This window comes from Ochrobactrum sp. Q0168, from assembly GCF_016427605.1.
Taxonomy (GTDB): domain Bacteria; phylum Pseudomonadota; class Alphaproteobacteria; order Rhizobiales; family Rhizobiaceae; genus Brucella.
This window is the reverse complement of the sequence record NZ_JAELXQ010000001.1, coordinates 174,111-198,524: the sequence shown is the minus strand read 5'-3', so window position 1 is coordinate 198,524 and position 24,414 is coordinate 174,111. Positions and strand designations below refer to the sequence as shown.

Below are 24,414 nucleotides of genomic sequence, written 5' to 3'. Positions count from 1 at the left end.
TGAAACGAGTATACGGGCGCGCCACGGCAAGACCATGGCGCGCCTCGATTTTTTACTCTGCAGCGTCCGGCAGGGCCGGCTGTTCAGCATCACGCGTGTCGTCGAGTTCGACATTGAGGCCGAGCGAGCGCATTTCCTTGACGAGAACGTTGAAGCTCTCTGGAATGCCCGCTTCGAACGTGTCGTCTCCGCGCACGATGGCTTCGTAGACCTTGGTACGGCCTGCCACGTCGTCCGACTTGACCGTAAGCATTTCCTGCAGCGTGTAAGCTGCACCGTATGCTTCCAGTGCCCAGACCTCCATTTCGCCGAAGCGCTGGCCGCCGAACTGGGCCTTGCCGCCCAGAGGCTGCTGCGTCACGAGCGAGTAAGGTCCGATCGAACGGGCGTGGATCTTGTCGTCGACCAGGTGGTGGAGCTTCAACATATAGATGTAGCCCATGGTCACCTGACGGTCGAACGGCTCACCCGTACGTCCATCGTAAAGCGTCGACTGACCCGAGGTCGCAAGACCGGCATCCGTCAGCATCGCATTGATGTCGGCTTCGACGGCACCGTCGAAGACCGGCGTTGCAATGGACACGCCGCGCTTAACCTGATTGGCCAGCATGACAACGGAATCGTCGTCATAAGAGCGGATCGGCTCGTTGCGGTCATTGTCCGGATAGATGTGCTCCAGCGTCTCGCGCAGCGGCTCGATATTGGCCGTCTTGCGGTAGACGTCGAGAAGCTCACCGATCTTCTTGCCCATGCCAGCGCATGCCCAGCCGAGGTGGGTTTCCAGAATCTGGCCCACATTCATGCGGCTTGGAACGCCAAGCGGGTTCAGCACGATGTCGGCATGCGTACCGTCTTCGAGGAACGGCATGTCCTCGACCGGCAGAATGCGCGAAACCACACCCTTGTTGCCGTGACGGCCAGCCATCTTGTCGCCTGGCTGGATCTTGCGCTTCACAGCGACAAAGACCTTGACCATCTTCATGACGCCTGGAGGCATCTCGTCGCCGCGCTGTACCTTTTCGACCTTGTCCATGAAGCGTGCTTCGAGCAGCTTCTTGGATTCGTCGTACTGGCCACGCAGAGCTTCCAGCTCGCCCTGAAGCTTTTCGTCTTCAACGGCAAACTGCCACCACTGCGAACGCGGATACTCGGTCATGAGCTCGCGGCTAATCGTCGTGCCCTTCTTGAAGCCCTTCGGGCCGGCAGCGGCAACCTTGCCATCGATCATGTCGGCGAGACGGCCATAGACGTTGCGGTCCAGGATAGCCTGTTCGTCGTCACGGTCCTTGGCGAGACGCTCGATTTCCTCGCGCTCGATAGCCATGGCGCGTTCGTCCTTTTCAACGCCGTGGCGATTGAAAACGCGAACTTCCACAACCGTACCGTAGGTTCCGGGCGGCATGCGCATGGAGGTGTCACGAACGTCGGACGCCTTTTCACCGAAGATGGCGCGCAGAAGCTTTTCTTCCGGCGTCATCGGGCTTTCGCCCTTCGGGGTGATCTTGCCGACAAGAATGTCGCCAGGATGCACTTCAGCACCGATGTAGACGATACCCGCTTCGTCGAGGTTCTTCAGCGCTTCTTCCGAAACATTCGGAATGTCGCGGGTGATTTCCTCAGGTCCAAGCTTGGTGTCGCGGGCGGCAACTTCGAATTCCTCGATGTGGATCGAGGTGAACACGTCGTCCGAAACGATCTTTTCCGAGAGGAGGATCGAATCTTCGTAGTTGTAGCCGTTCCACGGCATGAACGCGACGAGCACGTTGCGGCCGAGAGCCAGATCGCCGAGATCGGTCGACGGACCGTCAGCAATGATGTCGCCCTTGCCAATCGGATCGCCGACGCGAACGAGCGGACGCTGGTTGATACAGGTCGACTGGTTCGAACGCTGGAACTTCTGCAGACGATAGATATCGACGCCCGACTTGGACGGATCGAGATCTTCCGTAGCGCGGATAACGATACGGGTCGCATCGACCTGATCGACAATACCGCCGCGACGCGCTGCAATCGCTGCACCGGAGTCGCGAGCCACAATCGGTTCCATACCCGTGCCGACGAACGGCGCTTCAGCGCGAACGAGCGGCACAGCCTGACGCTGCATGTTCGAGCCCATGAGAGCGCGGTTGGCGTCGTCGTTTTCGAGGAACGGAATGAGCGCTGCTGCAACCGAAACGAGCTGCTTCGGCGAAACGTCCATCAGATCCACGTTTTCACGCGGCGCCATCATCACTTCACCGGCATGACGGCAGATGACGAATTCGTCAACAAAACCGCCTTGTTCGTCCAGCTCAACGTTTGCCTGGGCAACCGAGTGCTTGGCTTCTTCCATCGCCGACAGATAGACAACCTCGTTCGTTACCTTGCCGTCGATCACCTTACGGTACGGGCTTTCGATGAAGCCGTACTTGTTGACGCGGGCAAAGGTTGCAAGCGAGTTGATCAGACCGATATTCGGGCCTTCCGGCGTTTCAATCGGGCAGATACGGCCATAATGGGTCGGATGCACGTCGCGGACTTCGAAGCCAGCGCGCTCACGGGTCAAACCGCCTGGTCCAAGAGCCGAAAGACGGCGCTTGTGGGTGATTTCCGAAAGCGGGTTGGTCTGATCCATGAACTGCGACAGCTGCGACGAACCGAAGAATTCACGAACGGCAGCCGCTGCGGGCTTCGCGTTGATGAGATCCTGCGGCATGACCGTGTCGATTTCGATCGAGGACATACGTTCCTTGATCGCGCGCTCCATGCGGAGCAGACCGACGCGGTACTGATTTTCCATCAGCTCGCCGACCGAACGCACGCGGCGGTTGCCGAGATTGTCGATGTCGTCGATTTCGCCACGACCGTCACGCAGTTCGACCAGCATCTTGACCACGGCCAGGATGTCTTCCTTGCGCAGAACGCGCACGGTGTCTTCCGCGTCGAGATCCAGACGCATGTTCATCTTGACGCGACCGACGGCCGAAAGGTCGTAACGTTCTGCATCGAAGAAGAGCGAGTTGAACATCGCTTCGGCGGAATCCATCGTAGGCGGTTCACCCGGACGCATCACGCGGTAGATGTCGAACAGCGCATCCTGACGGCTTTCGTTCTTATCGACAGCCAGCGTGTTACGGATGTAACCGCCAATGTTGATATGATCGATGTCGAGGACGTTGATCTCGGTTTCACCGGTATCGAGCAGCGTCTTGAGGACCTTCTCGTCGATTTCGTCACCGGCTTCGAGATAGATCTCGCCGGTTGCGTAATTGACGATATCTTCCGCCAGATAGGAACCGAACAGATCGTCTTCCGTTGCCTTGATGGCCTTGAGGCCCTTCTCGGCAAGCTGACGAGCCGAACGGGCCGTGAGCTTCTTGCCGGCTTCCAGAACAACTTCGCCCGTATCCGCGTCGATGAGATCGGAAATGATCTTCATGCCCTTGAAGCGGTCGGCGGAATACGGAATGCGCCAGTTGTCGCCGTCACGCGTATAGGTGACAGTCTTGTAGAAGGTCGACAGAATCTCTTCGCCGTCCATGCCGAGCGCCATGAGCAGCGTCGTGGCCGGCAGCTTGCGGCGACGGTCGATACGCGCATAGACGATGTCCTTGGAATCGAACTCAATGTCGAGCCAGGAACCGCGGTAAGGAATGACGCGAGCAGCGAACAGAAGCTTGCCCGAAGAATGGGTCTTGCCCTTGTCGTGATCGAAGAAGACGCCCGGCGAACGGTGCATCTGCGAAACGATCACGCGCTCCGTGCCGTTGACGATGAAGGTGCCGTTGTCGGTCATGAGCGGCATATCGCCCATGTACACGTCCTGCTCCTTGATGTCCTTGATGGACTTCGCGCCGGTATCTTCGTCAATATCGAATACGATCAGACGCAGCGTCACCTTGAGCGGCGCGGAATAGGTCAGGTCGCGCTGACGGCATTCGTCAACGTCGAACTTCGGTGGATCGAATTCGTAACGGACGAATTCGAGCATGGAAGCGCCGGAGAAATCCTGGATAGGGAAAACAGACTTGAAAACCGCCTGCAAACCCTCGTCAGGACGCCCACCGGATGGTTCTTCAACCATTAGGAACTGGTCGTAAGACGCCTTCTGAACCTCGATAAGGTTCGGCATCTCGGCGACCTCTGGGATCTTGCCGAAAAATTTGCGTACGCGCTTGCGACCATTGAAAGAATGGGTCTGAGCCATCGTCGCTCCTCGTTCTATAGCCTTGCGGCTTGCTCACGCCTTGCGGCCTTTATCATGCGCCGCCTTGCGGCGGTCCTTCGAGCGCATGGATTTTCAAGTTGATGAGACCTGAAACGGACCATGCGCAATCTCGTCGTATCAGAGCAGCTTACGCATCGTTACCGACACGTGGCGCTCTAATGGGCTAAAACCCATTTCCTGAAAGCCGTTCTGGCGTTCAGAAAAAGGGTTTCCAGTCAGTCGATCCACCGTTTGACGGGCGGAAACTGGCGGATGGAAACCATCCGCCAGAATAGTCCGAACTTACTTGAGTTCGACCTTGGCGCCAGCAGCTTCGAGCTGTGCCTTGATCTTCTCAGCTTCGTCCTTCGAAGCGCCTTCCTTGACAGCCTTCGGAGCGCCTTCGACGAGGTCCTTGGCTTCCTTGAGGCCGAGACCGGTGATTGCGCGCACTTCCTTGATCACGTTGATCTTGTTAGCGCCGCCGTCAGCGAGAACGACGTCGAATTCGGTCTTTTCTTCAGCAGCAGCAGCCGGAGCAGCGCCACCAGCAGCAGCAACTGCTACAGGAGCAGCAGCCGAAACGCCCCACTTCTCTTCGAGAAGCTTCGAAAGCTCAGCAGCTTCGAGAACGGTCAGTGCCGACAGGTCATCAACGATCTTTGCGAGATCAGCCATTTTGGTATTTCCTTAGTTTCAAGGTTTGAACAATTGACAGCGAAAAACGGCCTTACGCCGCCTCGTTCTTCCGGGCGTGCGCGCCAATAACGCGAGCGATCTGGCCCGCTGGTGCGCTGGTAAGTACTGCGAGACGCTGAGCCGGGGTCTGGATCATTCCAACCAGCTTTGCGCGCAGTTCGTCGAGCGATGGGAGCGAAGCAAGCGACTTGACGCCATCGGCGTTAAGCGTCGTTGCACCCATTGCACCGCCGAGAATAACGAGCTTGTCGTTAGTCTTGGCGAATTCGACGGCTACTTTCGGAGCAGCAATCGGGTCGTTTGCGTAAGCAACAACCGTCTGACCTGTAAACAGATCAGAAATGCCTTCCGATTCCGTGCCCTGAAGAGCGATCTTGGCAAGGCGGTTTTTCGCGACTTTAACGGACCCACCTGCATCGCGCATCTTCGAGCGAAGATCGCTCATCTGCGCAACGGTGAGACCGGTATAGTGGGCCACGACGACCGAACCGGACTCTTTGAAAGCGCCGTTCAGCCACGAGACAAATTCGCGTTTTTCCGCTCTATCCACTGTCTCTCTCCAGTAGGCAGGACCACATGGCCCTGCCGGTTGCCTTTGCCGAACGAACTTCACAGTTGGTCCGGCGCTCGAGGATCCTGTCCCCTTCAGCTATCCTGGAAGCCAGGCATCACTCAAAGGCAACTACGGTTCAAACCTTGCATGCACATTCGTGCGAAACAGGGTTATTCCACGTCTCATGCAGGCCGTATGTTTAAGGACTATCACCCGAAGATGATGATCCGCCTGCAATCTCGGACAGGATAACCGGATTTTCATCCGGCTATCCGGATCTTGCGATCCGGAATTCTTGCACTTTGTCTGCTTTCACATCCCCGGCGTGCCGCCGTTGCGCCCCCCCTGAAGGAAAGGCTCAGGCTCCGGCGAACCGGAGCCCAGATAGATTAAGCAACAACCTTGACGGTTGCCGGATCGACCTTGACGCCAACGCCCATGGTCGAGGAAATCGACACGCGCTTGACGTATTCGCCCTTGGCAGCCGACGGCTTTGCCTTGATGACGGCGTCAGCGAAAGCCTTGATGTTTTCTTCGAGCTTCTGCGAGTCGAACGAAACCTTGCCGATACCGGCATGGATGATACCAGCCTTCTCGACGCGGAATTCGACTGCACCGCCCTTGGAAGCAGCAACAGCGGCAGCAACGTCGGTGGTGACGGTGCCAACCTTCGGGTTCGGCATCATGCCACGCGGGCCGAGCACCTTACCGAGACGACCGACGAGCGGCATCATGTCCGGGGTTGCAATGCAGCGATCGAAGTCGATCTTGCCGCCATTGACGATTTCGAACAGTTCTTCCGCACCGACGATGTCGGCGCCAGCCTTCTTGGCTTCTTCAGCCTTGTCGCCGCGTGCGAAAACAGCAACGCGAACCGTACGGCCGGTGCCGTTCGGCAGGTTGACAACGCCGCGGACCATCTGGTCAGCGTGACGCGGATCAACGCCGAGATTCATCGCGATTTCGATGGTTTCATCGAACTTGGCGACAGCACGTTCCTTGACGAGACCTATAGCAGCCGACAGATCGTACAGCTTGTTACGATCGAGGCCTTCGCGGATCTTGTTAATGCGCTTGGAAATCTTCGCCATCGTCTCAGCCCACCACTTCCAGGCCCATCGAACGGGCAGAACCTTCGATCATGCGCATCGCTGCTTCAATGTCAGCGGCGTTCAGATCTTTCATCTTCGCTTCAGCGATCGTGCGAACCTTGTCGCGGGAGATCGTGCCAGCGCTTGCCTTGCCCGGAGTCTTCGAACCGGACTTCAGGTTAGCGGCCTTCTTGAGGAAGTAGGTCACCGGAGGCGTCTTCATCACAAAAGTGAAAGACTTGTCCTGGTAATAGGTGATCACGACTGGAATCGGCGAACCCTTTTCCATTTCCTGCGAGGCAGCATTGAACGCCTTGCAGAATTCCATGATGTTGATGCCGCGCTGACCCAGAGCCGGGCCGATCGGAGGCGACGGATTGGCCGCACCGGCTGCTACCTGCAGCTTGAGCTGGCCTGCAATTTTCTTAGCCATTACTTTCTGCCTTTTTTACAATGCCGGAAAACCGGCTTCTCGATTGACGCCGGGAAACCCGGCTTTCGACTGACGCCAATCAGACAAAATGTCAGACTGGCGGGCAGTTCGGTGGTGCGGAGATCGACGACCGGCTAAGCCGCCTTCCCTTCCACCACTTCCACTCCGGTTGAAATTTTGATCCCGCTTATGCCCTTGGGCCAGTTCAGGATCTCGCTCCGGAGTGAAATGCCCTTGCGGGCAAACGATCAGAGCTTATCGACCTGACCGTATTCCAGATCCACAGGCGTCGCGCGCCCGAAGATGGAAACCTCGACCTTGAGACGCGCGCGCTCTTCATCGACTTCCTGAACGATGCCATTGAACGACGCGAACGGACCGTCGGAAACGCGAACCTGCTCACCGATTTCGAAGGAGACCGAAGTCTTCGGACGATCAACACCATCCTGAACCTGGTTCAGAATCTGATCGACTTCCTTCTGGGAAACCGGAACCGGCTTGGAGTCACCGAGGAAGCCGGTGACGCGCGGCGTGTTCTTGATCAGCGAAAAGACAGCGTCGGTGAGCGTGGCGCGGACGAGCACGTAACCCGGAAAGAACTTGCGCTCGGCATCAACCTTGCGGCCGCGGCGCACTTCAACGATCTTTTCGGTCGGCACAACGATCTGCTCAATCAGATTGGACAGACCCTTCTGCGCAGCCTTGGCTTCGATGTCCTCAGCCACCTTCTTTTCGAAATTTGAATAGGCGTGAACGATGTACCAGCGCGCCGTCATCTAAAAACTCCCCAATCCTGACTTATCGACCAAGGCCGAGAATAAATTCTACGCCATAGGCCATAAGCTGGTCGGCAAGGAAAAAGAACGCAGCAGCCAGAAACGCCATAATCACCACCATGATGGTGGAGATGACCGTTTCACGCCGGGTCGGCCAGGTTACCTTCGCCGTTTCGGCACGGACCTGCTGAAGAAAGGTGATCGGATTCGTTTTGGATGCCATCTGCCGCTCTGTCATTGATCGAGCGCGACCTCCAAACTTTGAACAGCTAATCGTTTCAATCAGCGAATCAAAAGCCGGAACCCACGCGTATACGGCGCGCAAAGCTGAATTATCAGCCCCACGCACCGCGTGTCTGTTGACGTTACATAGAATCGATTCCCACAAAACACAAGCCCAAAGGTTAAAAGAATACCATACAGGCTTGTCGGAAATCCGACCCTTGCACACACCGCCCTACCACACCATTCAATCGTGTGACTGCGGCCTTCCCTGCCCGGCCAACAAATCCGGCAGGAAATTATCATTCTCCGACAGCGCCATAGACCGCTATAAAAGCGCTCGATACGAGCAATGTCGCAAAAGTTAAGGCAACGTAAACGCCGCCTGACTGACCTTTATATAGAAAACGGGTGCATGCAGTCAAGCTGCATGCACCCGTTTCTAAATGGCAGGGGCAGCAGGGCTCGAACCCGCGACCTACGGTTTTGGAGACCGTCGCTCTACCAACTGAGCTATACCCCTATATGACGCCGGGCGTCATAATGACCGGCGGCGAACCGCCGATCAATGATAATTCATTACTCGATGATCGAAGCGACGATGCCTGCACCGACGGTGCGGCCGCCTTCACGGATAGCGAAGCGGAGCTTCTCTTCCATGGCGATCGGGACGATCAGCGTAACGTCAACAGTGACGTTGTCGCCTGGCATAACCATTTCCGTGCCTTCCGGCAGGGTCACAACACCGGTCACGTCAGTCGTACGGAAGTAGAACTGCGGGCGGTAGTTGGTGAAGAACGGCGTATGACGGCCACCTTCGTCCTTGGTCAGAATGTAAGCTTCTGCCTTGAACTTGGTGTGCGGCTTCACCGAACCCGGCTTGCAGAGAACCTGACCGCGCTCAACGTCTTCACGGCCAACGCCGCGAACCAGTGCGCCGATGTTGTCGCCAGCCTGGCCCTGATCGAGCAGCTTGCGGAACATTTCAACGCCGGTAACCGTCGTCTTCGAGGTAGGCTTGATGCCGACGATTTCAACTTCTTCGCCAACCTTGACGATACCGCGCTCAACGCGACCCGTCACAACCGTACCACGACCCGAGATCGAGAACACGTCTTCGATCGGCATCAGGAACGGCTGGTCGATCGGACGTTCCGGGGTCGGAATGTAGCTGTCGACGGCGTCCATCAGGTTGCGGATTGCGTCTTCGCCGAGTTCCTTCGAGGAATCTTCCAGAGCAGCCAGAGCCGAGCCCTTGATGATCGGAACTTCGTCGCCCGGGAAGTCGTACTTCGAGAGAAGTTCGCGCACTTCCAGTTCAACCAGTTCGAGCAGTTCTGTGTCGTCAACCTGGTCGCACTTGTTCAGGAACACAACGATTGCCGGAACGCCAACCTGACGAGCGAGCAGGATGTGCTCACGGGTCTGCGGCATCGGGCCGTCAGCAGCCGAAACAACCAAGATCGCGCCGTCCATCTGTGCAGCGCCGGTGATCATGTTCTTCACATAGTCAGCGTGGCCTGGGCAATCGACGTGGGCATAGTGACGGTTGGCGGTTTCGTACTCAACGTGAGCCGTCGAGATCGTGATACCGCGGGCGCGTTCTTCCGGTGCAGCGTCGATCTGGTCATACGCCTTGAATTCACCGAAGAACTTCGTGATCGCTGCAGTCAGCGAGGTCTTGCCATGGTCAACGTGACCGATGNGTGCAGCGCCGGTGATCATGTTCTTCACATAGTCAGCGTGGCCTGGGCAATCGACGTGGGCATAGTGACGGTTGGCGGTTTCGTACTCAACGTGAGCCGTCGAGATCGTGATACCGCGGGCGCGTTCTTCCGGTGCAGCGTCGATCTGGTCATACGCCTTGAATTCACCGAAGAACTTCGTGATCGCTGCAGTCAGCGAGGTCTTGCCATGGTCAACGTGACCGATGGTGCCGATGTTAACGTGGGGCTTCGTACGTTCGAATTTGCTTTTTGCCATCGCCGTTGTTCTCTTTGTTCTAGAACCGCTCAAGCGCCAGCACAAAAGCCGGCTGGCTTTCGGACTGACATTATTGCCAAAACGGAACGGCGAACCGCCCGTCGATGATTCCTTACACGCCAAACCGCTCTTGAAAATTTGGAGCGGGTAGCGGGAATCGAACCCGCGTATTCAGCTTGGAAGGCTGCTGCTCTACCATTGAGCTATACCCGCGCACTCATGACTCTGATCCGACAGTGGTGGAGGGAGTTGGATTTGAACCAACGTAGGCTTAGCCAACGGATTTACAGTCCGTCCCCTTTAACCACTCGGGCATCCCTCCAGATATCACTATCAGCAGAGTCGAGCGACTAGGCATTTTGCGAAGCGGTCGGTTGGCTGTTGGGCTCGCCGTCGCTCCACGGGGGGCCTTATGACGATAAGCGCTTCCCCTGTCAACAGGGTAAAAGCGAAAAGAATGCATGCCTATCCACAGTTTGACCAATGCATCGCAGAAGACCGGGCACAGGCAGGCGTTTCCTCGCATGAAAAAATCAGGATAAACGGGGTTTCGTCTCTCAATGGGCAACCATAACAGCCTGATAGCATTTACAGGCAAGCAGCTATCTTCCCACTCTCTAAAGGGATATAAGCGCAAAATGACTGATCAGAACACGCCCCGTACACCTAAAGATACACATTATGCGCGCCTGCGCCGTCAGCATCGCGACCAGAAGGCTGCAGCTGAAGGAAAAGCCCCGCACAGACCGCAACGCCCCGCCATATCTGCCAGCGCCGTAGCGGAAGGCATCGTGCGCCTTTATGGGCTGCATACGGTGCGCGCAGCCGTTGAAAATCCGGCTCGCAAAATTTTGCGTATGCGCGCCACGCGCAACGGTTTTGCGCGGCTTGAAATCGGAGAAGCCGATTCGCTGCCCTTCCCTGTCGAGATCGTCGATCCAAAGGATATCGACAAGGAAACCGGTTCCGACGCGGTGCATCAGGGGGTGATGATCGAAGCAGAACCGCTGCGCGCCAAAAAACTCTCTGAATTGCAGGAAAGCCCGCTTTTGCTGGTGCTCGATCAGGTCACCGATCCGCACAATGTCGGCGCCATCATGCGCTCGGCTGTGGCTTTCGGTGCGGGAGCACTGATCACAACCAGCCGTCACAGCCCGCAGGAAACCGGCGTTCTGGCCAAGGCTGCATCCGGTGCGCTTGAACTTATCCCCCATATTGAGGTGAGAAACCTCGCCGAAGCGATTGAAGAGCTGCACGGGCTGGGTTTCCAGACCATCGGCCTTGATTCGGAAGGCCCGCTGGAGATGGAAGCGACGCTAACGGGCCGACGAATCGCGCTGGTTCTCGGTGCGGAAGGAAAAGGCCTGCGCCAGAAGACGCGGGAAACCGTGACCGCGCTTGCACGGCTCGACATGCCCGGCGAGATTAAATCGCTCAATGTCTCCAACGCCGCAGCGATTTCGCTTTATGCGGCGGAGCGTTATCTGCGCAATCGTTGATTCCACACCCATGCGCCGTGAAATTTCTTGTCGGCGCATGGCATTGTTGAACGGACAGGCTCAGGCGGTCGCGATATAGGTGCGAATCTCTTCGGCCTCGCGCTCCACATCTTCGATTCGCCGTTTCACGACGTCACCGATGGAGATGATTCCGACCAGTTTGCCGTGTTCTTCAACCGGCATATGTCTGAAACGGCTGCGCGTCATGATTTCCATGACCTGATTGATCGTATGATGCTCCCGGCAGACCTGCACTTTTGCGGTCATGACCTCGGCAACCGGCATGGCCATCGCGCCGCTTTCCTTGAGGGACAGCGCCCGGACCACATCGCGTTCGGAAAGAATGCCTTTGATATGACCGGCCTCGTCGCAAACCACCAGAGCGCCGATCTTGTGTTGGTTCAACATGGCAACGGCGTGGGAAAGCGTGTCGGCAGGTGCGATGACGATAACGTCCCTGCCCTTATGTTCGAGAATCGATCTTACTGTCATGCCAAGTCCCTCCAAAGATTTAGCATTCGCTGTTTCAGACATTCAAACACCTGAAAACAGAACGCAGCTCCTCCCGCCGCGTTACCTGATGGTGCGCTTTGATCGCCCGATTAGCAAGTACCATAAAACTGGGAGGGAACTGTTCTAACGCCTTAGAACTGCATCATAGCTGCGCGGACGATCCAGCAGCGAAATCCCGAAGAAACCGGCGATAAAACCACCAATATGCGCTTCCCAGGCGATGCCCGAGAGATCAGCGCCGCCGGTCGTGTAAATGCCGGTAATGATATTGATCACGAACCAGACGCCCACGAAGGTAATGACCGGTTTCAGCGTCAGCGTGAAGCCGACCGGCAGCAACGGGCCGGCAAATTCTGCCCGTCGCCCAAAATTCACACGCCGGAACCCGTAACGCGCCGAAGCGCCCATCATGCCGGAAATCGCGCCCGAAGCGCCAACCAATGGCGTCACGCTATCCGGATAAACCGCATAATGCGTCAATCCGGCGATAATCGCCGTGAAGATCCAGAAAATGATCATGCGCGCGGTTCCGATACGCCCTGCCAGCGGCGAACCGAAGGCAGCAAGCCAGATCATATTGACCACGATATGCTCGATGCCGCCATGCATGAAGGAATAGCTGAGCAACGTGAACAGGCCAGCCGGATCTGTAAAGCCGCCGCCCAGCGAGAATCGCGCGGGAATCAGAGAGAAGTTCAGCATGAACTGATAGTTCTGCTGCTCGCTGATCAGGTAGTTCTGATAGACATAGACCGCGACGCAGATGCCGATCAGAGCGATCACCACGCCTGGAATATTGAAGATCGGCTCACTTCCTCCCGAACGACCGCGATTATTCTGCATTTCCGGTTGCGGAAGGACCATGAACACTGCTTTCCAGATTACGAAACCGCGATGGAGCCAATGACGCCCAGTAACGACAATCGGCCCAATCGGACCGGTCGCGTGGCGAAACCAGCATTTGATAGGATAGAAATCGTTAAAAATAAAGGCCAGTGGAGGTCAACCACCGGCCCTGACGCGAACCAGCGAGATTCGCAAAAATAACGACTGGATCTCAGAAAAACACCAATCAAGACAACGGCTTCATCTGATGTCCTCATCAAACGCCAGCGCTATCCGCATTGCAAGAATTACTTGTTGTTAACCTTAACGGTCGAGCACCGTGGATGAAGAAAGGGTTAAGCTGGCATCGGCGCCGTTAATACTATTTTAATGGTCGCGAGCCGGAGCCAGGGCGCTTCGCAATCGACCAGCATTCCAAATTCACCCCGAATCAAACGAACGGCGCATGATGAAACACCGCAGCACGATCGCGATCTTCAGCGAATGGCAGCGACTGGCCTTTGATCGCAATGACGATCTCGAGCGCGGTTTCCAGGCGCCGCAGCGCACCGATATCGAACCGCGTCGGCTGGGGCGGCATTTGTCCGATCTCTTTTTCGTTGAAGCGGATGAAAATGGCGAACTGGTCTTTCGTCTTGGCGGCACGCGAATCTGCACCCTGTTCGGTCGCGAACTGAAAGGCGTGCGCCTTTTATCCTTGTGGCCAGAGCGTGACCGCCCTGCCCTCGGCGAACTGGCGCAGAATGTCAGCGCGATGCAGATCCCCGCGCTTAGCCTGCATGATGGAATCAGTCTGTCGGGCCGCAGCCTCAGCTTTGAAATGCTGCTTGCGCCATTGGAATCCCGCGACGGTCGCGTTGGCCTCATGGGCAGCATGGCCGTTCTGGACAATGTGACCTGGGCAGGCGCCGATCCTCTGGTACTCGGCCATCTCAATCACATTGAACCAATTGCGCCGGATGTGGCGCTTGCCGATGAAGCGGTGAAAGCGGCGATCTTCACGGTCAATGCCTCGAATCGTGCCCGCCAGTGGACGGAAACCCGCATGGCGACGCCGCCCATCCACAAGGTTCCGCATCTGCGCGTCATCAATGGCGGCAAAGCCTGAAATCGCAGTTTCTCTTTTGCGCCTACGCAAAACCGCTTCGCACTTTTGCTGGAAATTTAATTTTGTCTTTGCGCATTATCCCACGCAAAACCGCTTCGCACTTTTGCTGGAAATGCTTTAAGTATAACGTAAATAACAGCTTATTGGCGAAAGACTGAGATGGGCCAGCTTCAATGAGGGGATTTGCGGCGACATCACCTGCGAATAGCGGGCGGCAGGATAATTTCAATGCCGTCAACGTTGATCTCAACGGTCGCTATATGCTGGAAAACCGCAGCGAATATCCTTGTGTCCTGAAGCGCATGTCTCCCGGCACCGCCCTGATGACCGGTATCGCCACGCCGCGCAATGGCGAACGTATCATCGCCTATATCGATCATGTCGGACGCATCGAAGGTACTGCTTATCAGATTTCGGCGGAAGGTTTTCATCTTCTCCTTACCAATACGGCGACCAAAAAGGACAAGCTTTCGGCTCAGCTGACATGGCTTGCCAATCGGCATGAACTTTCGCTGCCGGAAGATCGCCGCCATGAGCGTGTCGTCCCGCGCAAGTCGCATCAGAATGTCACCTTCCCCGATGGCACCCAGTTGCTCTGCCGTATTGCCGACTTGTCGCTTTCGGGCGCGGCTATTGAATGCGACGTCAAACCGCCCATCAAGAGCGGTATTCTGTTGGGGCCGATCCGCGGACGGGTCGTGCGCCATTTCGCAGATGGTTTCGCCATCGAGTTTGCCACCATCCAGACCAGCACAACGCTCGACAGTCTTTTCAGCTAAACTTTATACGGCTGAAAAGATGAACGTCTGTCAAGGTTACGGATTGGCAAACCGCGCGCAGGGGTATAAACAGTAAAACAACGCGAAAACTCGCGTTTTCAGGCTGAAATAGCTACTTTCTTTACAAAAACTTTCAGTATTCCGCGCAGTTTTAATCGAATTTGAATCGCATTTTCGCGCGCAAATTTGCGCGGCTTCAAATTGTCCCGGTCATTTTGATCTCCAACAGGGAGATAAAAGAATGACCAAGCAAACCATCATCGCAGCGATATTTCTGCTGCTCGGCGTTGGATTGGCGCAGGCAGCGAACCCGGCCTCCAACTCGCCATGGATGACCACCGGCGAACGCACCTCGCAGCCGATCGGGCATTATGAATTTTGCGAGCGTTATCCTGCGGAATGCAAGATCGTCAGCCGCAACACCAGCGCTCTCAAGCTGACGCCGAAGCTGTGGCAACAGATCATTGCCGTCAATGACAGCGTGAATACGCGAATCAAGCCAGCCACCGACATGGAAGTCTGGGGGCGCGAGGAATATTGGGAATATCCGGTAACCGCTGGCGACTGCGACGATTACATGCTGGAAAAGCAGCGCGAGCTGATGGCGCTTGGCATTCCTGCCAATACGCTGCTGTTCACCGTGGTTCGTCAGCCGAATGGTGATGGCCATGCCGTCCTGACGGTGCGCACCGACCGCGGCGATTTCATTCTCGACAATCTCGACGAGCGCGTTCTGGCCTGGAACAAGACCGACTACACCTATCTGAAGCGTCAGTCGACCGCGAACAGCGGCAGCTGGGTTTCGATCAAGGATGACCGCGACATTCTCGTCGGCAGCATCAAGAACTGACCAGACACAGATGAAGTTCAAAGGACGGGTTCCCAGTCTCCCTCTGGCCCGTCCTTTTTGTTACCGAATCGTCAGGCCGGTTCCATGCCGCGCATGAAGGAGTGCCCCTTCTCGACATAATGCCTGGCGGACAGCTTCAGCTTTTCCACTGCCGCCTCATCCAGCTCACGCAGAACGCGCGCGGGCGAGCCGACAACCAGCGAATTGTCTGGAATTTCCTTGCCCTCCGTCACCAGAGCACCGGCGCCGATCAGGCAGTTCTTGCCGATCTTTGCGCCATTGAGCACGATAGCGCCCATGCCGATCAGCGTATTCTCGCCAATGGTGCAGCCATGCAGGATCGCCCGATGGCCGATGGTGCAGCCCGCGCCAATCGTCAACGGAAAGCCGATATCGGTGTGCATGATGCAGTGTTCCTGCACATTGGTATCGTCACCGATGGAGATCACTTCATTGTCGCCGCGCAAAACGGCCCCAAACCAGAAGCCCACATTTTCGCCCACGACGACCTTGCCGATCAGTGTCGCATCCGGCGCAATCCAGTTGCTGGCGCGGTCTGCGAATTGCGGCTTGTGTCCGTTATAAGCATAAATCGGCATGTGGGCTCCTCCATCAGAATATCTTCATGAAAAGAGCTAAGCTTTTTTTGGGCGTGGAACAAGCGCGGCTTCATGCTCCGTTAACCATAAAAGGCCGATAATCGCTGCAATATCATCAGCATGGCATTCCCGCCGAATGGAAAGCGCAATCGAAACCACCACGACAAAAGATGGCAACCGGCTGTACGTCCGCGTTTTGCTGGCGATTGTCATACTTGTTGTGCTTTCCGTTGCCATCAATCTTGGCGGCCGCCTGCTCGGCCCAATGATTGCGCGCGGCGGTCATTCCGACAGCACCCATCTCTATAAAGTGCTGATCGGCAACAATGTCCTGTCGATACCGGCCAATATGATCCGCTTTTCCAATCAGCGGCGCGACGGACTGACCAACCGCCTCGATCTCTACGCGCGCTGGCCCGGACTAACCGGCTATACCGAAGCGGACCGCGCAATCTTCAATCTGCTCACGCCGAAGCGGCAATTGCTATTCATGTCGATTGAAGAGCGCACCATGTCCCGCGACATGAGCGGGCGCTATCTGCCAATCTATGCGGCGTTGATCGAGCCGGAGGGCGAAGCTTTGGCGGGTGGGTTAACGATTCACCGATTTCTGAAAGGCAGCGGTTTTACCGATGAAGAACTTGTTGTCTCCGATACGGCGAGCGGCAATCCCGCCTTCGTCGCCCGGTGCATGAGCGATGCATCGGCAGAAAATTTCAACGCCTGCGAGCGCGATATCCAGTTTGGAAAAGGGCTGCAGATTCTCTATCGCTTTCCCCGCGATATGCTGGCCGAGTGGAAAACACTCGATGAAGCCATGCGTCAGTTCGCAACCGGGCATCTGTTGGGAAATAGTTAAAGAAAACGCCCTCTCCACGAAGCGAAAAGGGCGTCAGTTCGTCAGCCTATGACGGATCATCATGGGTCGTGCTCGAAAAATCCTGCGATTTTTCGAAGCCGTGCCTCAAAGATCGACGTCGAGAATAGCCATAGAGAAATTATAGGACAGTTCGCCTTCGTCCTCATCCTTGTAGATCAGACCCAAAAACTCATCATCGAGATAGAGCTCAGCTGAGTCGTTCTTGCGCGGGCGCGCCTTCACCTGAAGGCCCTGATTGTTGAAGGTCCGTTTGAAATAGGCGTCCAGTTTTTTGAGTTCTTCGGGTTTCAACCGGCTTCTCCTGAATTTGAATGAGGCCGGTTTATTGCACCCGGTCTTTTGTGATGTAAACCCCCGGAGGGCCAGTCCTTCGGGGTTTTAGCGCCTAACCACCGCTTTCGACAAAATATAGGCCGCTTGCGGAGAAAAACCAGCAAGCGGCCCGGATTCTGTACGTTCTGCGTCTGCGTGATTAAATGCCGTCGCCCAGCACGCCATCGCCCAGCAACTGGTCCATGACTCGGGACGGTTCCGCGCAGCCCGTATCGCCAATGATTTTGGCAGGCACACCGGCAACCGTGACATTGTGCGGAACAGGCTTGAGCACGACAGAACCTGCCGCGATCTTTGAGCAATGGCCGACTTCGATATTGCCGAGAATCTTTGCGCCCGCGCCGATCAGCACGCCATGGCGAATCTTCGGATGGCGATCACCGCTCGATTTGCCGGTACCGCCCAGCGTAACGCCATGCAGGATCGAAACATTGTCTTCGATCAGTGCGGTCTCGCCGACGACAAGCCCCGTCGCGTGATCGAGGAAAAGCCCGCTGCCCAACTGCGCCGCCGGATGAATATCGGTCTGGAAGATCGACGACGAACGGCTCTGCAGATAATAGGCAAAATCCCGGCGGCCTTGATGATAGAGCCAATGCGCTAGGCGATGCGTCTGGATCGCATGAAAGCCCTTCAGATAAAGGATCGGGTCCATGAAACGGCTATAGGCCGGGTCGCGGTCGTAAACGGCCTGAATATCCACGCGCACGGTCTGCGACCATTCCGGGTTGGCGTCCAGCATGGCATCAAATGTCTGGCGCAGAATATCGGCACTCAAATCCGCATGGCCGAGACGTTCCGAAATGCGGTGCATGACGGCATCTTCAAGGCTCGGCTGGTTGAGAATCGTCGCGTAAAGAAACGTTCCGAGCACGGGGTCGGATTTGGCGGCTTCCTCCGCTTCGGCACGGATGGAGTGCCAGATAGGATCGACTTGCCCGAGGCTGGCATTCACTTTCGCAGTTGAGCGAACAGACATGGATATACTCCGGTTTTGCACCGCGCGGGCCAGACGAAAGCCGAATTTTCCGACATGGCTCCGCGCCGCAATACGAGTTCGGCGCGCAGCATAACTGAAAACGCTTTGCCTTGACACCGCAGAAATTGACACAGGCCCTATTGGGCGATCAGAGCGGATTTTTCCTGAGAAACTCCAGGACCGCCTGCTTGTAGACCTTGTCGCCAACAGCCAGCATGTGGTCACGCCCCGGAATATCGAGCGCCTGACCGTTCGGCAGCAGATCGGCCAGTTCCTGCGGATTGCCAGCAATGTCGTCTGTCGTGCCGACAGCAACCAATACCGGCTGCATGATCCGTGCGATGGCCGCCGCCGGAACCAATTCCTTTGAGGTAATCACACAGGCGGCGAGCGCAATGCGGTCGCTCTTGGTCTGGTCTGCGAATTTGCGGAACATCTGCCCGCGCGGATGGGTGATCGTCGTCGGATCTTCGGCCAGTAGCGCCTCGCCAATCGGTTCCCAGTCGCCAGCGCCGGTGACCATGCCGATGCCCAATCCGCCAAAGATTGCGCTGTGAACACGCTGCGGATGCTCAATGGCCAGAAAGGCAGTGATCCGCGCGCCCATCGAATAGCCCATCACATGGGCTTTCTCGATGCCCAGATGATCGAGCAGTGCTGCCGCATCGCCCGCCATCTTGGTCGGCGTGTAATCTTCCGCATTGTGGCTTTTGGCCGAAAAGCCATGTCCGCGATCATCCATGGCGATAACGCGATAACCCGCCTCGGTAAGCGTCCGGAACCAGCCCGGCGAAACCCAATTGACGAGACTTGAAGACGCAAAGCCGTGGATCAGCAGGATCGGATCGCCTTCGCCATCCTGACGATATGCAAGACGCAAGCCGTCATTTTCGAAATATTCGATATCGAGGGCACTCAACTGTTCATTCCTTTGATTGTTCCGTCGGCGGTGTCCGGCGCGATCTTAAAGCATGTCTCCCGAAACTGGGAACCGGTTTCGGGATAAAGACATGCGTAAAAACAAAAGCTTAAAGTGTGTCGCGTGAATATGATTGAACGCGGCGCACTTTAGGCGCGACACTCGCCGCATATCACGCGATGGACGGCCCTGTCGCCCTTCTTGATGCCGGTGCGCTTTACCGTACCGGCCAGAAGCTCGACCACGAAGGCTGCCGGAACCTCGGATGAAATGATATCCTCCGAATAGGGCACCGCATTTTCATGAATTGCGGTGACGCGGCCCTTGTCGTCAAGGAAAACCATGTCCAGCGGAAGCGGCGTGTTCTGCATCCACATCATCACGCGGCGCATCTCACCGAAGACAAAGATCATTGCGCGGTCTTTAGGAAAATCGGTGCGCCACATCAGCCCGCGCACCCGCGCATCGTCGGAATCAGCCACTTCGAGCGCGAAGGGAAGTTTATTGCCCTTGGCTGTAATAAAAGTCAGCGGCGCGGCATCCACCGGCAGCCGCATCGGCTGCTTTTCCTGCGCCTGCGCGCCAAAAGCTGCAAATAAAAATGCGATAACAAAAAATAATCGAGCCATACTCAACCCACGCCAAAACCCTGTAATCCGGGCCGGGAGATTATCAACCCGCCATAATGGGTACAAGAGATGAAGGCCCGCCCCTCACCGCCTTTTGACTACGATCGTCACAGACTGTTCAATTTGATGGGAAAATCAGTGCGAAACCGGGATCGCCGTGCCGATATCCGGATGAATTTCAGCAGCCATCAGACCTTTGTCGCCCGTGCCGAAGCGAATGAGCACGACCTGACCGGGACGCAATTCCATCATGCCGAAACGGCGCAGCGTTTCCATATGAATGAAAATATCCTCGGTGCCCTCACCGCGGGTGAGAAAGCCGAACCCCTTGGTCCGGTTGAACCACTTGACGATGACGCGCTCGAGACCGCTCGACGGGGTAACCGTCACATGGGTGCGTTGCGGCGGCATCTGCGCTGGATGAACGGCAGTGGATGTGTCCATCGAAAGAACGCGGAAACATTGCATACCGCGCTCGCCCTGGCGAACTTCACAGACGATACGTGCGCCTTCCAGCGCCGTCTGAAAGCCATCGCGGCGAAGCGACGTCACATGAAGCAGGATATCGTTCAGGCCCGGCTGATCCGGCACAATGAAACCGTAGCCCTTGGCCACGTCGAACCACTTAATGTGGCCCGATATTTCAATGATATCGCCCAGCTCTTCCGAGGCGTGCTGGCTGTGAAACTGGTCATTCGACACAGACTTGTCCGCCATGCGTTCGCCCCTCCTCTATTCTTCCGTTGCGATTCAAAGCTGATTCTTGATCAAAGAATAACACTTCCTTAACCGGAGGCGGCAAGCCTAAACTTTTGTTCTCCCCCACGATCATCACAGACTTTGTGTTTCCGGCTTCATTTCGGGACATATGGCAATGCCGTCCGAGGACAATTCCCCATTCAATGTTTTTTAACGTGTTGGCGTGTGCCTGCGCGTGTCGGAAAAATGCAAAACAAAAAGTGCGACATGGAAAAGCGCCCGCTATTTGCTATATCCTTTCGCGAGGCCAAACGCTTCGGCCCATGCTGGAAATGCTTCAAGGAGAATAAAATGCGCTATCTGCACACGATGGTTCGAATCCGCGACATCGACGAATCCCTCGATTTCTACGTGAATAAATTCGGCCTTGAAGAAACCCGCCGCATCGAAAACGAAAAAGGGCGCTACACGCTGATCTTTCTTGCCGCTCCCGGGGATGCGGAGCGCGCCAAGGCTGAGCGCGCACCGACAATCGAGCTGACCTATAACTGGGATCAGGAAGGCTATACGGGCGGGCGCAATTTCGGTCATCTCGCTTATGAAGTGGACGATATCTACGCCACCTGCCAGAAGCTGCAGGATGCCGGTATCACCATCAACCGCCCGCCGCGCGATGGCCACATGGCTTTCATCAAGTCGCCAGATGGCATTTCCATCGAACTCATCCAGAAGGGCGAGCGCCTCGCGCCGCAGGAGCCATGGGCTTCCGCCGAGAATATCGGCAGCTGGTAATATTCTGTTGTCCTGCATTATCCCGCGCGAAACCGCTTCGCGCTTTCGCTGGAAATGCTTAAACGCAAAAAGCCCGGTCTCGCGACCGGGCTTTTTCTTGATTAGAACGCTTATTCCGTTCCCTGAATGGCTGCGAGCAGCCACTCGCCGCCATCGACACGGGTAAAGGTCCAGATTTCGGTGCTTTCGACCGGCTCGTTCGCGTTGCCTTCGACAACCGCGCCGGTATTGCGGTCAAGCATGACGTCGATTGCAGAGTAGCGGATCGCCACGGTCGCATAATCGACATTGCCTTCACGCCAGGCTTCCGAAACATCGCCCTGAAGCAGCTTCACGTCCTTCACTTCGTTGCGCATGCCGCTGGAAGCGATTTCGCCCAGTTCTTCTGCCAGATAGGACATGGCTTCCGGCGTGGTCAGCTTGCGCAGCGCTGCGTAATCCTCGCGGCCATAGGCGCTCTGGACTTCCGAAAGCATCTGCTCGAAACGATCAAGCTCTTCCTGTCCAACATCCATCGGCTCGTCTTCGACCGCCTGAGCAACCGGCTCTTCAGCCTGCTTGGCGCCCGCGCCGAATGGATTGACCGAAGGCGTGCGACCGCCAAAACCGCCAGCCTGCTGCGGCGCGGCGCTCTTGGCTGCACCGAAAGGCTGCGCGTTGGCATTGCCAGCGCCAGCCGCAGCAGTTGCGTCCTGACGGCGATTGGCAAACATGCGCATAACGAACATTGCGATCAGCGCGATCACGGCTACCTGCAATAGAAGGCCGAACATACCGGCGAGACCACCGAGGCCATTACCGAGCATCATGCCGATCAGACCGCCAACCAGCAGACCGCCCAGCATGGAGCGACCGAAATTGCCGAACATGCCGCCCGCACGCGCCGGAGCCGCGTTCTGCGCGCCAGCGGCGGCAGGCCGGGTCGTCTGCGTTGCGCCGGTATTCGGCGTCATCGAACGTTCGATCGGTGCTGCATTATTCGGTGCGGTACGCGTCGGCGCAGGCGCCTGATAGGTACGCGCGCCACGGCTGCCAAAACCGCCTCCGCCTGCACGGCGAGCCTCGGCGAAATCGACAGCGGCGAATGAGGCGATCAGGCCCAGGACCATCGCAGCGGTCAGTTTTGTCAGGCGGTTTCCGAAACCCGGCATTGTTTACTCCCATTTAGAGACATGTGTGAATGTTTAAATCATTGCACATATGGGAATTGCCCCCCGTTCTTCACAAGGGCGTGAACTCAAAAAAATCGAGAAATTTCAAACCGGCTTTGCGGCGTCCAGGATCTGGATCTGGGGCGAAACGGAGCCGTTCCAATGATTGAGCGACAGGTTGCCGACCACATGGACGCTCTGCCCGATATTGTTGAACAGGAAGCGCCCGAGATCGCCTTCAGCCACACGAAATGCGATGCCATTGACCCGCTTGCCGTCCGCGCCGCGCAAGACAACCCGCACATGGTCGCGACCGACGCTGCGCACATCGGCCAGCACATGATGCGGCAAAGCCAGTGTCGGCTGCGGATGGGCGGAACCGTAGGGTCCAGCCTTCTGCAAGGCTTCATATAGCGAAACCGTTGCGCCCGATGCGGCCAGCGCGCCATCGATGGAAAGGCTCTGGTTTTCGCGAAGACGCGCGACGATATGGGCGGATTCGTCTTCCAGATAGGCTCGGAGCGCGCCGAGCTTGGCGCGTTCAATGGTGATACCGGCCGCCATGGCGTGGCCTCCGCCCTTGACCAGCAGCCCGCGCTCCATCGCACCGCGCACCAGCTTTCCGAGGTCCAGACCGCTGATCGAGCGACCCGAGCCGGAGCCTACGCCATTGGCATTGAAGGCAATGGCGAAGGCTGGTCGCCGCGCCTTTTCCTTTAAGCGCGAAGCCAGCAGGCCAACGATGCCGGGATGCCAGCGTTCGCTGGCCGTCACGATGACAGAGGCGCCCGCGCCGCCTGAAATCTCGAGCGATGCTTCCGCTTCCGCTTCCAGAAGCATTTCCGCTTCCATCGCCTGTCGTTCCTGATTGAGCCGGTCGAGTTCGACGGCGATGCGGTCCGCCATCGAAGGATCGTCGAGCGTCAAGAGCCGCGCACCTAATCCGGCATCGCCGATACGACCGCCCGCATTGATGCGCGGACCGATGAGATAGCCAAGATGGAAGACATTGATCGGTTCGCCAATACGCGACACCCGCGCAAGCGCTGCCAGACCGGCATTGCTCTGCGCGCGCGCAACCAGCAAACCCTTGACGACGAAGGCGCGATTGACGCCTTGAAGCGGCACCACATCGCAGACGGTCGCCAACGCGACCAGATCAAGCAGCGACAGCAGGTCCGGCGCTGCGCCCTTGCCCCGGTCGCGCAATATCCTGGTGACCTGCACCAGCGTCAGAAACACGACGCCCGCAGCGCAAAGATGGCCTTGTTGCGAAATATCGTCTTCGCGGTTCGGGTTGACGATAGCCACCGCGTCTTCCGGCAAATCACCGCCCACCTGATGGTGATCGAGCACGACAACATCTGCTCCAGCCTGTTTGGCAGCCGTGATGGAGGGCGCGCTGTTTGTACCGCAGTCAACGGTGACGATCAGGCTCGCGCCCTTGGAAACCAGCTCGCGCATGGCATCGGGATTTGGGCCGTAACCTTCAAATATGCGGTCGGGAATATAGATCGAATGTTGGATGCCGTAATGTTTCAGAAAACGCGCCATCAGCGCCGAAGAACATGCACCGTCCACGTCATAATCGCCAAAGATCGCCACCGTCTCGCGGCGCTCAATGGCGTCCGCAATACGGCCTGCCGCCTTTTCCATATCGGTCAGCGTCGATGGGTCGGGCATGAGATTGCGCAGTGTCGGATCAACGAATTCCGGCGCGCCTTCGACCGTTACGCCCCGCCCTGCCAAAACCCGCGCCACCAGATCGGAAATGCCGTGATGCTGGGCGATGGCAAGCGCTGTGTTCGCTTCGCGCAGGCCCAGCCGATCCACCCATTTCTGGCCGGTTGCAGATTGTTTTATTCCAAGGAAAAGGCGATCTGTCGTCATAAGTT

General features: G+C 56.9%; 24 protein-coding genes and 3 tRNA genes. 6 read left to right on the top strand and 21 right to left on the bottom strand.

Annotation, left to right across the window (positions count from 1 at the left end; genetic code table 11):
- Window positions 1-52 precede the first annotated feature (52 nt).
- From rpoB to JAU75_RS00870, 11 genes are all read right to left on the bottom strand, one after another.
- Entirely contained in the window at window positions 53-4,186 is a 4,134-nt protein-coding gene (gene rpoB, locus JAU75_RS00925) for a DNA-directed RNA polymerase subunit beta (protein ID WP_199053860.1), read from the bottom strand.
- A 303-nt stretch (window positions 4,187-4,489) separates the two neighbouring features.
- Window positions 4,490-4,864 carry a 50S ribosomal protein L7/L12 gene (rplL, locus tag JAU75_RS00920; protein WP_010659906.1) on the bottom strand — a complete coding sequence of 125 codons (375 nt, stop codon included), beginning with the start codon at window positions 4,862-4,864 and terminating at the stop codon, window positions 4,490-4,492.
- A 52-nt stretch (window positions 4,865-4,916) separates the two neighbouring features.
- Entirely contained in the window at window positions 4,917-5,435 is a 519-nt protein-coding gene (gene rplJ, locus JAU75_RS00915) for a 50S ribosomal protein L10 (protein ID WP_182523226.1), read from the bottom strand.
- Between the two features lie 392 nt (window positions 5,436-5,827).
- Window positions 5,828-6,529: a 50S ribosomal protein L1 gene (gene rplA / locus JAU75_RS00910; protein ID WP_199053858.1), complete on the bottom strand. Its 702-nt coding sequence runs from the start codon at window positions 6,527-6,529 to the stop codon at window positions 5,828-5,830.
- A 4-nt stretch (window positions 6,530-6,533) separates the two neighbouring features.
- On the bottom strand, window positions 6,534-6,962 hold the full coding sequence (gene rplK, locus JAU75_RS00905) for a 50S ribosomal protein L11 (protein WP_010659903.1): 429 nt from the start codon (window positions 6,960-6,962) through the stop codon (window positions 6,534-6,536).
- Between the two features lie 248 nt (window positions 6,963-7,210).
- Entirely contained in the window at window positions 7,211-7,738 is a 528-nt protein-coding gene (gene nusG / locus JAU75_RS00900) for a transcription termination/antitermination protein NusG (protein WP_109369237.1), read from the bottom strand.
- A 22-nt stretch (window positions 7,739-7,760) separates the two neighbouring features.
- Window positions 7,761-7,961: a preprotein translocase subunit SecE gene (gene secE / locus JAU75_RS00895; protein WP_109370252.1), complete on the bottom strand. Its 201-nt coding sequence runs from the start codon at window positions 7,959-7,961 to the stop codon at window positions 7,761-7,763.
- Window positions 7,962-8,407: 446 nt separating this feature from the next.
- Window positions 8,408-8,483, bottom strand: a tRNA-Trp gene (locus JAU75_RS00890).
- A 56-nt stretch (window positions 8,484-8,539) separates the two neighbouring features.
- A complete protein-coding gene (gene tuf, locus JAU75_RS00885; protein ID WP_371836109.1) occupies window positions 8,540-9,988 on the bottom strand; it encodes an elongation factor Tu in 1,449 nt (482 codons plus the stop codon).
- 94 nt (window positions 9,989-10,082) lie between these two features.
- Window positions 10,083-10,156 (bottom strand) — tRNA-Gly (locus tag JAU75_RS00875).
- Window positions 10,157-10,180: 24 nt separating this feature from the next.
- Window positions 10,181-10,265: transfer RNA gene (locus tag JAU75_RS00870), tRNA-Tyr, on the bottom strand.
- A 316-nt stretch (window positions 10,266-10,581) separates the two neighbouring features.
- Here JAU75_RS00870 and rlmB point away from each other — a divergent pair.
- Window positions 10,582-11,442 carry a 23S rRNA (guanosine(2251)-2'-O)-methyltransferase RlmB gene (rlmB, locus tag JAU75_RS00865; RefSeq protein WP_199053856.1) on the top strand — a complete coding sequence of 287 codons (861 nt, stop codon included), beginning with the start codon at window positions 10,582-10,584 and terminating at the stop codon, window positions 11,440-11,442.
- Between the two features lie 60 nt (window positions 11,443-11,502).
- Here the strand turns inward: rlmB and JAU75_RS00860 are convergent, their stop codons facing one another.
- Together JAU75_RS00860 and JAU75_RS00855 are read right to left on the bottom strand one after the other, a co-directional pair.
- Window positions 11,503-11,934: a CBS domain-containing protein gene (locus JAU75_RS00860; RefSeq protein ID WP_199053854.1), complete on the bottom strand. Its 432-nt coding sequence runs from the start codon at window positions 11,932-11,934 to the stop codon at window positions 11,503-11,505.
- 144 nt (window positions 11,935-12,078) lie between these two features.
- Complete coding sequence (locus tag JAU75_RS00855) at window positions 12,079-12,819, bottom strand: rhomboid family intramembrane serine protease (protein ID WP_199053853.1); 741 nt, start codon at window positions 12,817-12,819, stop codon at window positions 12,079-12,081.
- 430 nt (window positions 12,820-13,249) lie between these two features.
- Here JAU75_RS00855 and JAU75_RS00850 point away from each other — a divergent pair, with 430 nt between their 5' ends.
- From JAU75_RS00850 to JAU75_RS00840, 3 genes are all read left to right on the top strand, one after another.
- Window positions 13,250-13,909, top strand: coding sequence for a PAS domain-containing protein (locus JAU75_RS00850; RefSeq protein ID WP_199054886.1), 660 nt, complete (start codon window positions 13,250-13,252; stop codon window positions 13,907-13,909).
- 173 nt (window positions 13,910-14,082) lie between these two features.
- A complete protein-coding gene (locus JAU75_RS00845; protein WP_199053852.1) occupies window positions 14,083-14,688 on the top strand; it encodes a PilZ domain-containing protein in 606 nt (201 codons plus the stop codon).
- Between the two features lie 241 nt (window positions 14,689-14,929).
- Entirely contained in the window at window positions 14,930-15,538 is a 609-nt protein-coding gene (locus JAU75_RS00840) for a transglutaminase-like cysteine peptidase (RefSeq protein ID WP_199053851.1), read from the top strand.
- 71 nt (window positions 15,539-15,609) lie between these two features.
- Here JAU75_RS00840 and JAU75_RS00835 read toward each other — a convergent pair whose 3' ends face one another.
- On the bottom strand, window positions 15,610-16,137 hold the full coding sequence (locus JAU75_RS00835) for a gamma carbonic anhydrase family protein (RefSeq protein WP_199053850.1): 528 nt from the start codon (window positions 16,135-16,137) through the stop codon (window positions 15,610-15,612).
- A 136-nt stretch (window positions 16,138-16,273) separates the two neighbouring features.
- On the opposite strand from JAU75_RS00835, the gene JAU75_RS00830 reads away from it, so the two are divergent.
- Entirely contained in the window at window positions 16,274-16,996 is a 723-nt protein-coding gene (locus JAU75_RS00830) for a hypothetical protein (RefSeq protein WP_199053849.1), read from the top strand.
- A gap of 105 nt (window positions 16,997-17,101) precedes the next feature.
- Here the strand turns inward: JAU75_RS00830 and JAU75_RS00825 are convergent, their stop codons facing one another.
- The 5 genes from JAU75_RS00825 to JAU75_RS00805 all read right to left on the bottom strand — a co-directional run bounded on the left by JAU75_RS00825 (window position 17,102) and on the right by JAU75_RS00805 (window position 20,594).
- On the bottom strand, window positions 17,102-17,308 hold the full coding sequence (locus tag JAU75_RS00825) for a DUF3126 family protein (protein WP_138786258.1): 207 nt from the start codon (window positions 17,306-17,308) through the stop codon (window positions 17,102-17,104).
- Between the two features lie 181 nt (window positions 17,309-17,489).
- Complete coding sequence (gene cysE, locus JAU75_RS00820; protein WP_199053848.1) at window positions 17,490-18,329, bottom strand: serine O-acetyltransferase; 840 nt, start codon at window positions 18,327-18,329, stop codon at window positions 17,490-17,492.
- 148 nt (window positions 18,330-18,477) lie between these two features.
- Window positions 18,478-19,248: an alpha/beta fold hydrolase gene (locus JAU75_RS00815; RefSeq protein ID WP_199053846.1), complete on the bottom strand. Its 771-nt coding sequence runs from the start codon at window positions 19,246-19,248 to the stop codon at window positions 18,478-18,480.
- Between the two features lie 149 nt (window positions 19,249-19,397).
- Window positions 19,398-19,877, bottom strand: coding sequence for a DUF192 domain-containing protein (locus tag JAU75_RS00810; protein ID WP_199053844.1), 480 nt, complete (start codon window positions 19,875-19,877; stop codon window positions 19,398-19,400).
- A gap of 135 nt (window positions 19,878-20,012) precedes the next feature.
- Window positions 20,013-20,594, bottom strand: coding sequence for a cold-shock protein (locus JAU75_RS00805; RefSeq protein WP_199053842.1), 582 nt, complete (start codon window positions 20,592-20,594; stop codon window positions 20,013-20,015).
- Between the two features lie 333 nt (window positions 20,595-20,927).
- On the opposite strand from JAU75_RS00805, the gene JAU75_RS00800 reads away from it, so the two are divergent.
- Entirely contained in the window at window positions 20,928-21,368 is a 441-nt protein-coding gene (locus tag JAU75_RS00800; RefSeq protein ID WP_199053840.1) for a VOC family protein, read from the top strand.
- Window positions 21,369-21,478: 110 nt separating this feature from the next.
- Here JAU75_RS00800 and JAU75_RS00795 read toward each other — a convergent pair whose 3' ends face one another.
- Both JAU75_RS00795 and recJ read right to left on the bottom strand, forming a co-directional pair.
- Window positions 21,479-22,519, bottom strand: coding sequence for a Tim44 domain-containing protein (locus tag JAU75_RS00795; protein WP_199053838.1), 1,041 nt, complete (start codon window positions 22,517-22,519; stop codon window positions 21,479-21,481).
- A 105-nt stretch (window positions 22,520-22,624) separates the two neighbouring features.
- Window positions 22,625-24,409, bottom strand: coding sequence for a single-stranded-DNA-specific exonuclease RecJ (gene recJ, locus JAU75_RS00790; RefSeq protein WP_199053836.1), 1,785 nt, complete (start codon window positions 24,407-24,409; stop codon window positions 22,625-22,627).
- Window positions 24,410-24,414: the final 5 nt, after the last annotated feature.

Bases quoted from the DNA above. Each gene is read 5' to 3' on its own strand.
- rpoB (WP_199053860.1), bottom strand. From the start codon at position 4,186: ATGGCTCAGACCCATTCTTTCAATGGTCGCAAGCGCGTACGCAAATTT.
- rplL (WP_010659906.1), bottom strand. From the start codon at position 4,864: ATGGCTGATCTCGCAAAGATCGTTGATGACCTGTCGGCACTGACCGTT.
- rplA (WP_199053858.1), bottom strand. From the start codon at position 6,529: ATGGCGAAGATTTCCAAGCGCATTAACAAGATCCGCGAAGGCCTCGAT.
- rplK (WP_010659903.1), bottom strand. From the start codon at position 6,962: ATGGCTAAGAAAATTGCAGGCCAGCTCAAGCTGCAGGTAGCAGCCGGT.
- nusG (WP_109369237.1), bottom strand. From the start codon at position 7,738: ATGACGGCGCGCTGGTACATCGTTCACGCCTATTCAAATTTCGAAAAG.
- secE (WP_109370252.1), bottom strand. From the start codon at position 7,961: ATGGCATCCAAAACGAATCCGATCACCTTTCTTCAGCAGGTCCGTGCC.
- rlmB (WP_199053856.1), top strand. From the start codon at position 10,582: ATGACTGATCAGAACACGCCCCGTACACCTAAAGATACACATTATGCG.
- JAU75_RS00860 (WP_199053854.1), bottom strand. From the start codon at position 11,934: ATGACAGTAAGATCGATTCTCGAACATAAGGGCAGGGACGTTATCGTC.
- JAU75_RS00855 (WP_199053853.1), bottom strand. From the start codon at position 12,819: ATGGTCCTTCCGCAACCGGAAATGCAGAATAATCGCGGTCGTTCGGGA.
- JAU75_RS00850 (WP_199054886.1), top strand. From the start codon at position 13,250: ATGAAACACCGCAGCACGATCGCGATCTTCAGCGAATGGCAGCGACTG.
- JAU75_RS00845 (WP_199053852.1), top strand. From the start codon at position 14,083: ATGAGGGGATTTGCGGCGACATCACCTGCGAATAGCGGGCGGCAGGAT.
- JAU75_RS00840 (WP_199053851.1), top strand. From the start codon at position 14,930: ATGACCAAGCAAACCATCATCGCAGCGATATTTCTGCTGCTCGGCGTT.
- JAU75_RS00835 (WP_199053850.1), bottom strand. From the start codon at position 16,137: ATGCCGATTTATGCTTATAACGGACACAAGCCGCAATTCGCAGACCGC.
- JAU75_RS00830 (WP_199053849.1), top strand. From the start codon at position 16,274: ATGGAAAGCGCAATCGAAACCACCACGACAAAAGATGGCAACCGGCTG.
- cysE (WP_199053848.1), bottom strand. From the start codon at position 18,329: ATGTCTGTTCGCTCAACTGCGAAAGTGAATGCCAGCCTCGGGCAAGTC.
- JAU75_RS00810 (WP_199053844.1), bottom strand. From the start codon at position 19,877: ATGGCTCGATTATTTTTTGTTATCGCATTTTTATTTGCAGCTTTTGGC.
- JAU75_RS00805 (WP_199053842.1), bottom strand. From the start codon at position 20,594: ATGGCGGACAAGTCTGTGTCGAATGACCAGTTTCACAGCCAGCACGCC.
- JAU75_RS00800 (WP_199053840.1), top strand. From the start codon at position 20,928: ATGCGCTATCTGCACACGATGGTTCGAATCCGCGACATCGACGAATCC.
- JAU75_RS00795 (WP_199053838.1), bottom strand. From the start codon at position 22,519: ATGCCGGGTTTCGGAAACCGCCTGACAAAACTGACCGCTGCGATGGTC.
- recJ (WP_199053836.1), bottom strand. From the start codon at position 24,409: ATGACGACAGATCGCCTTTTCCTTGGAATAAAACAATCTGCAACCGGC.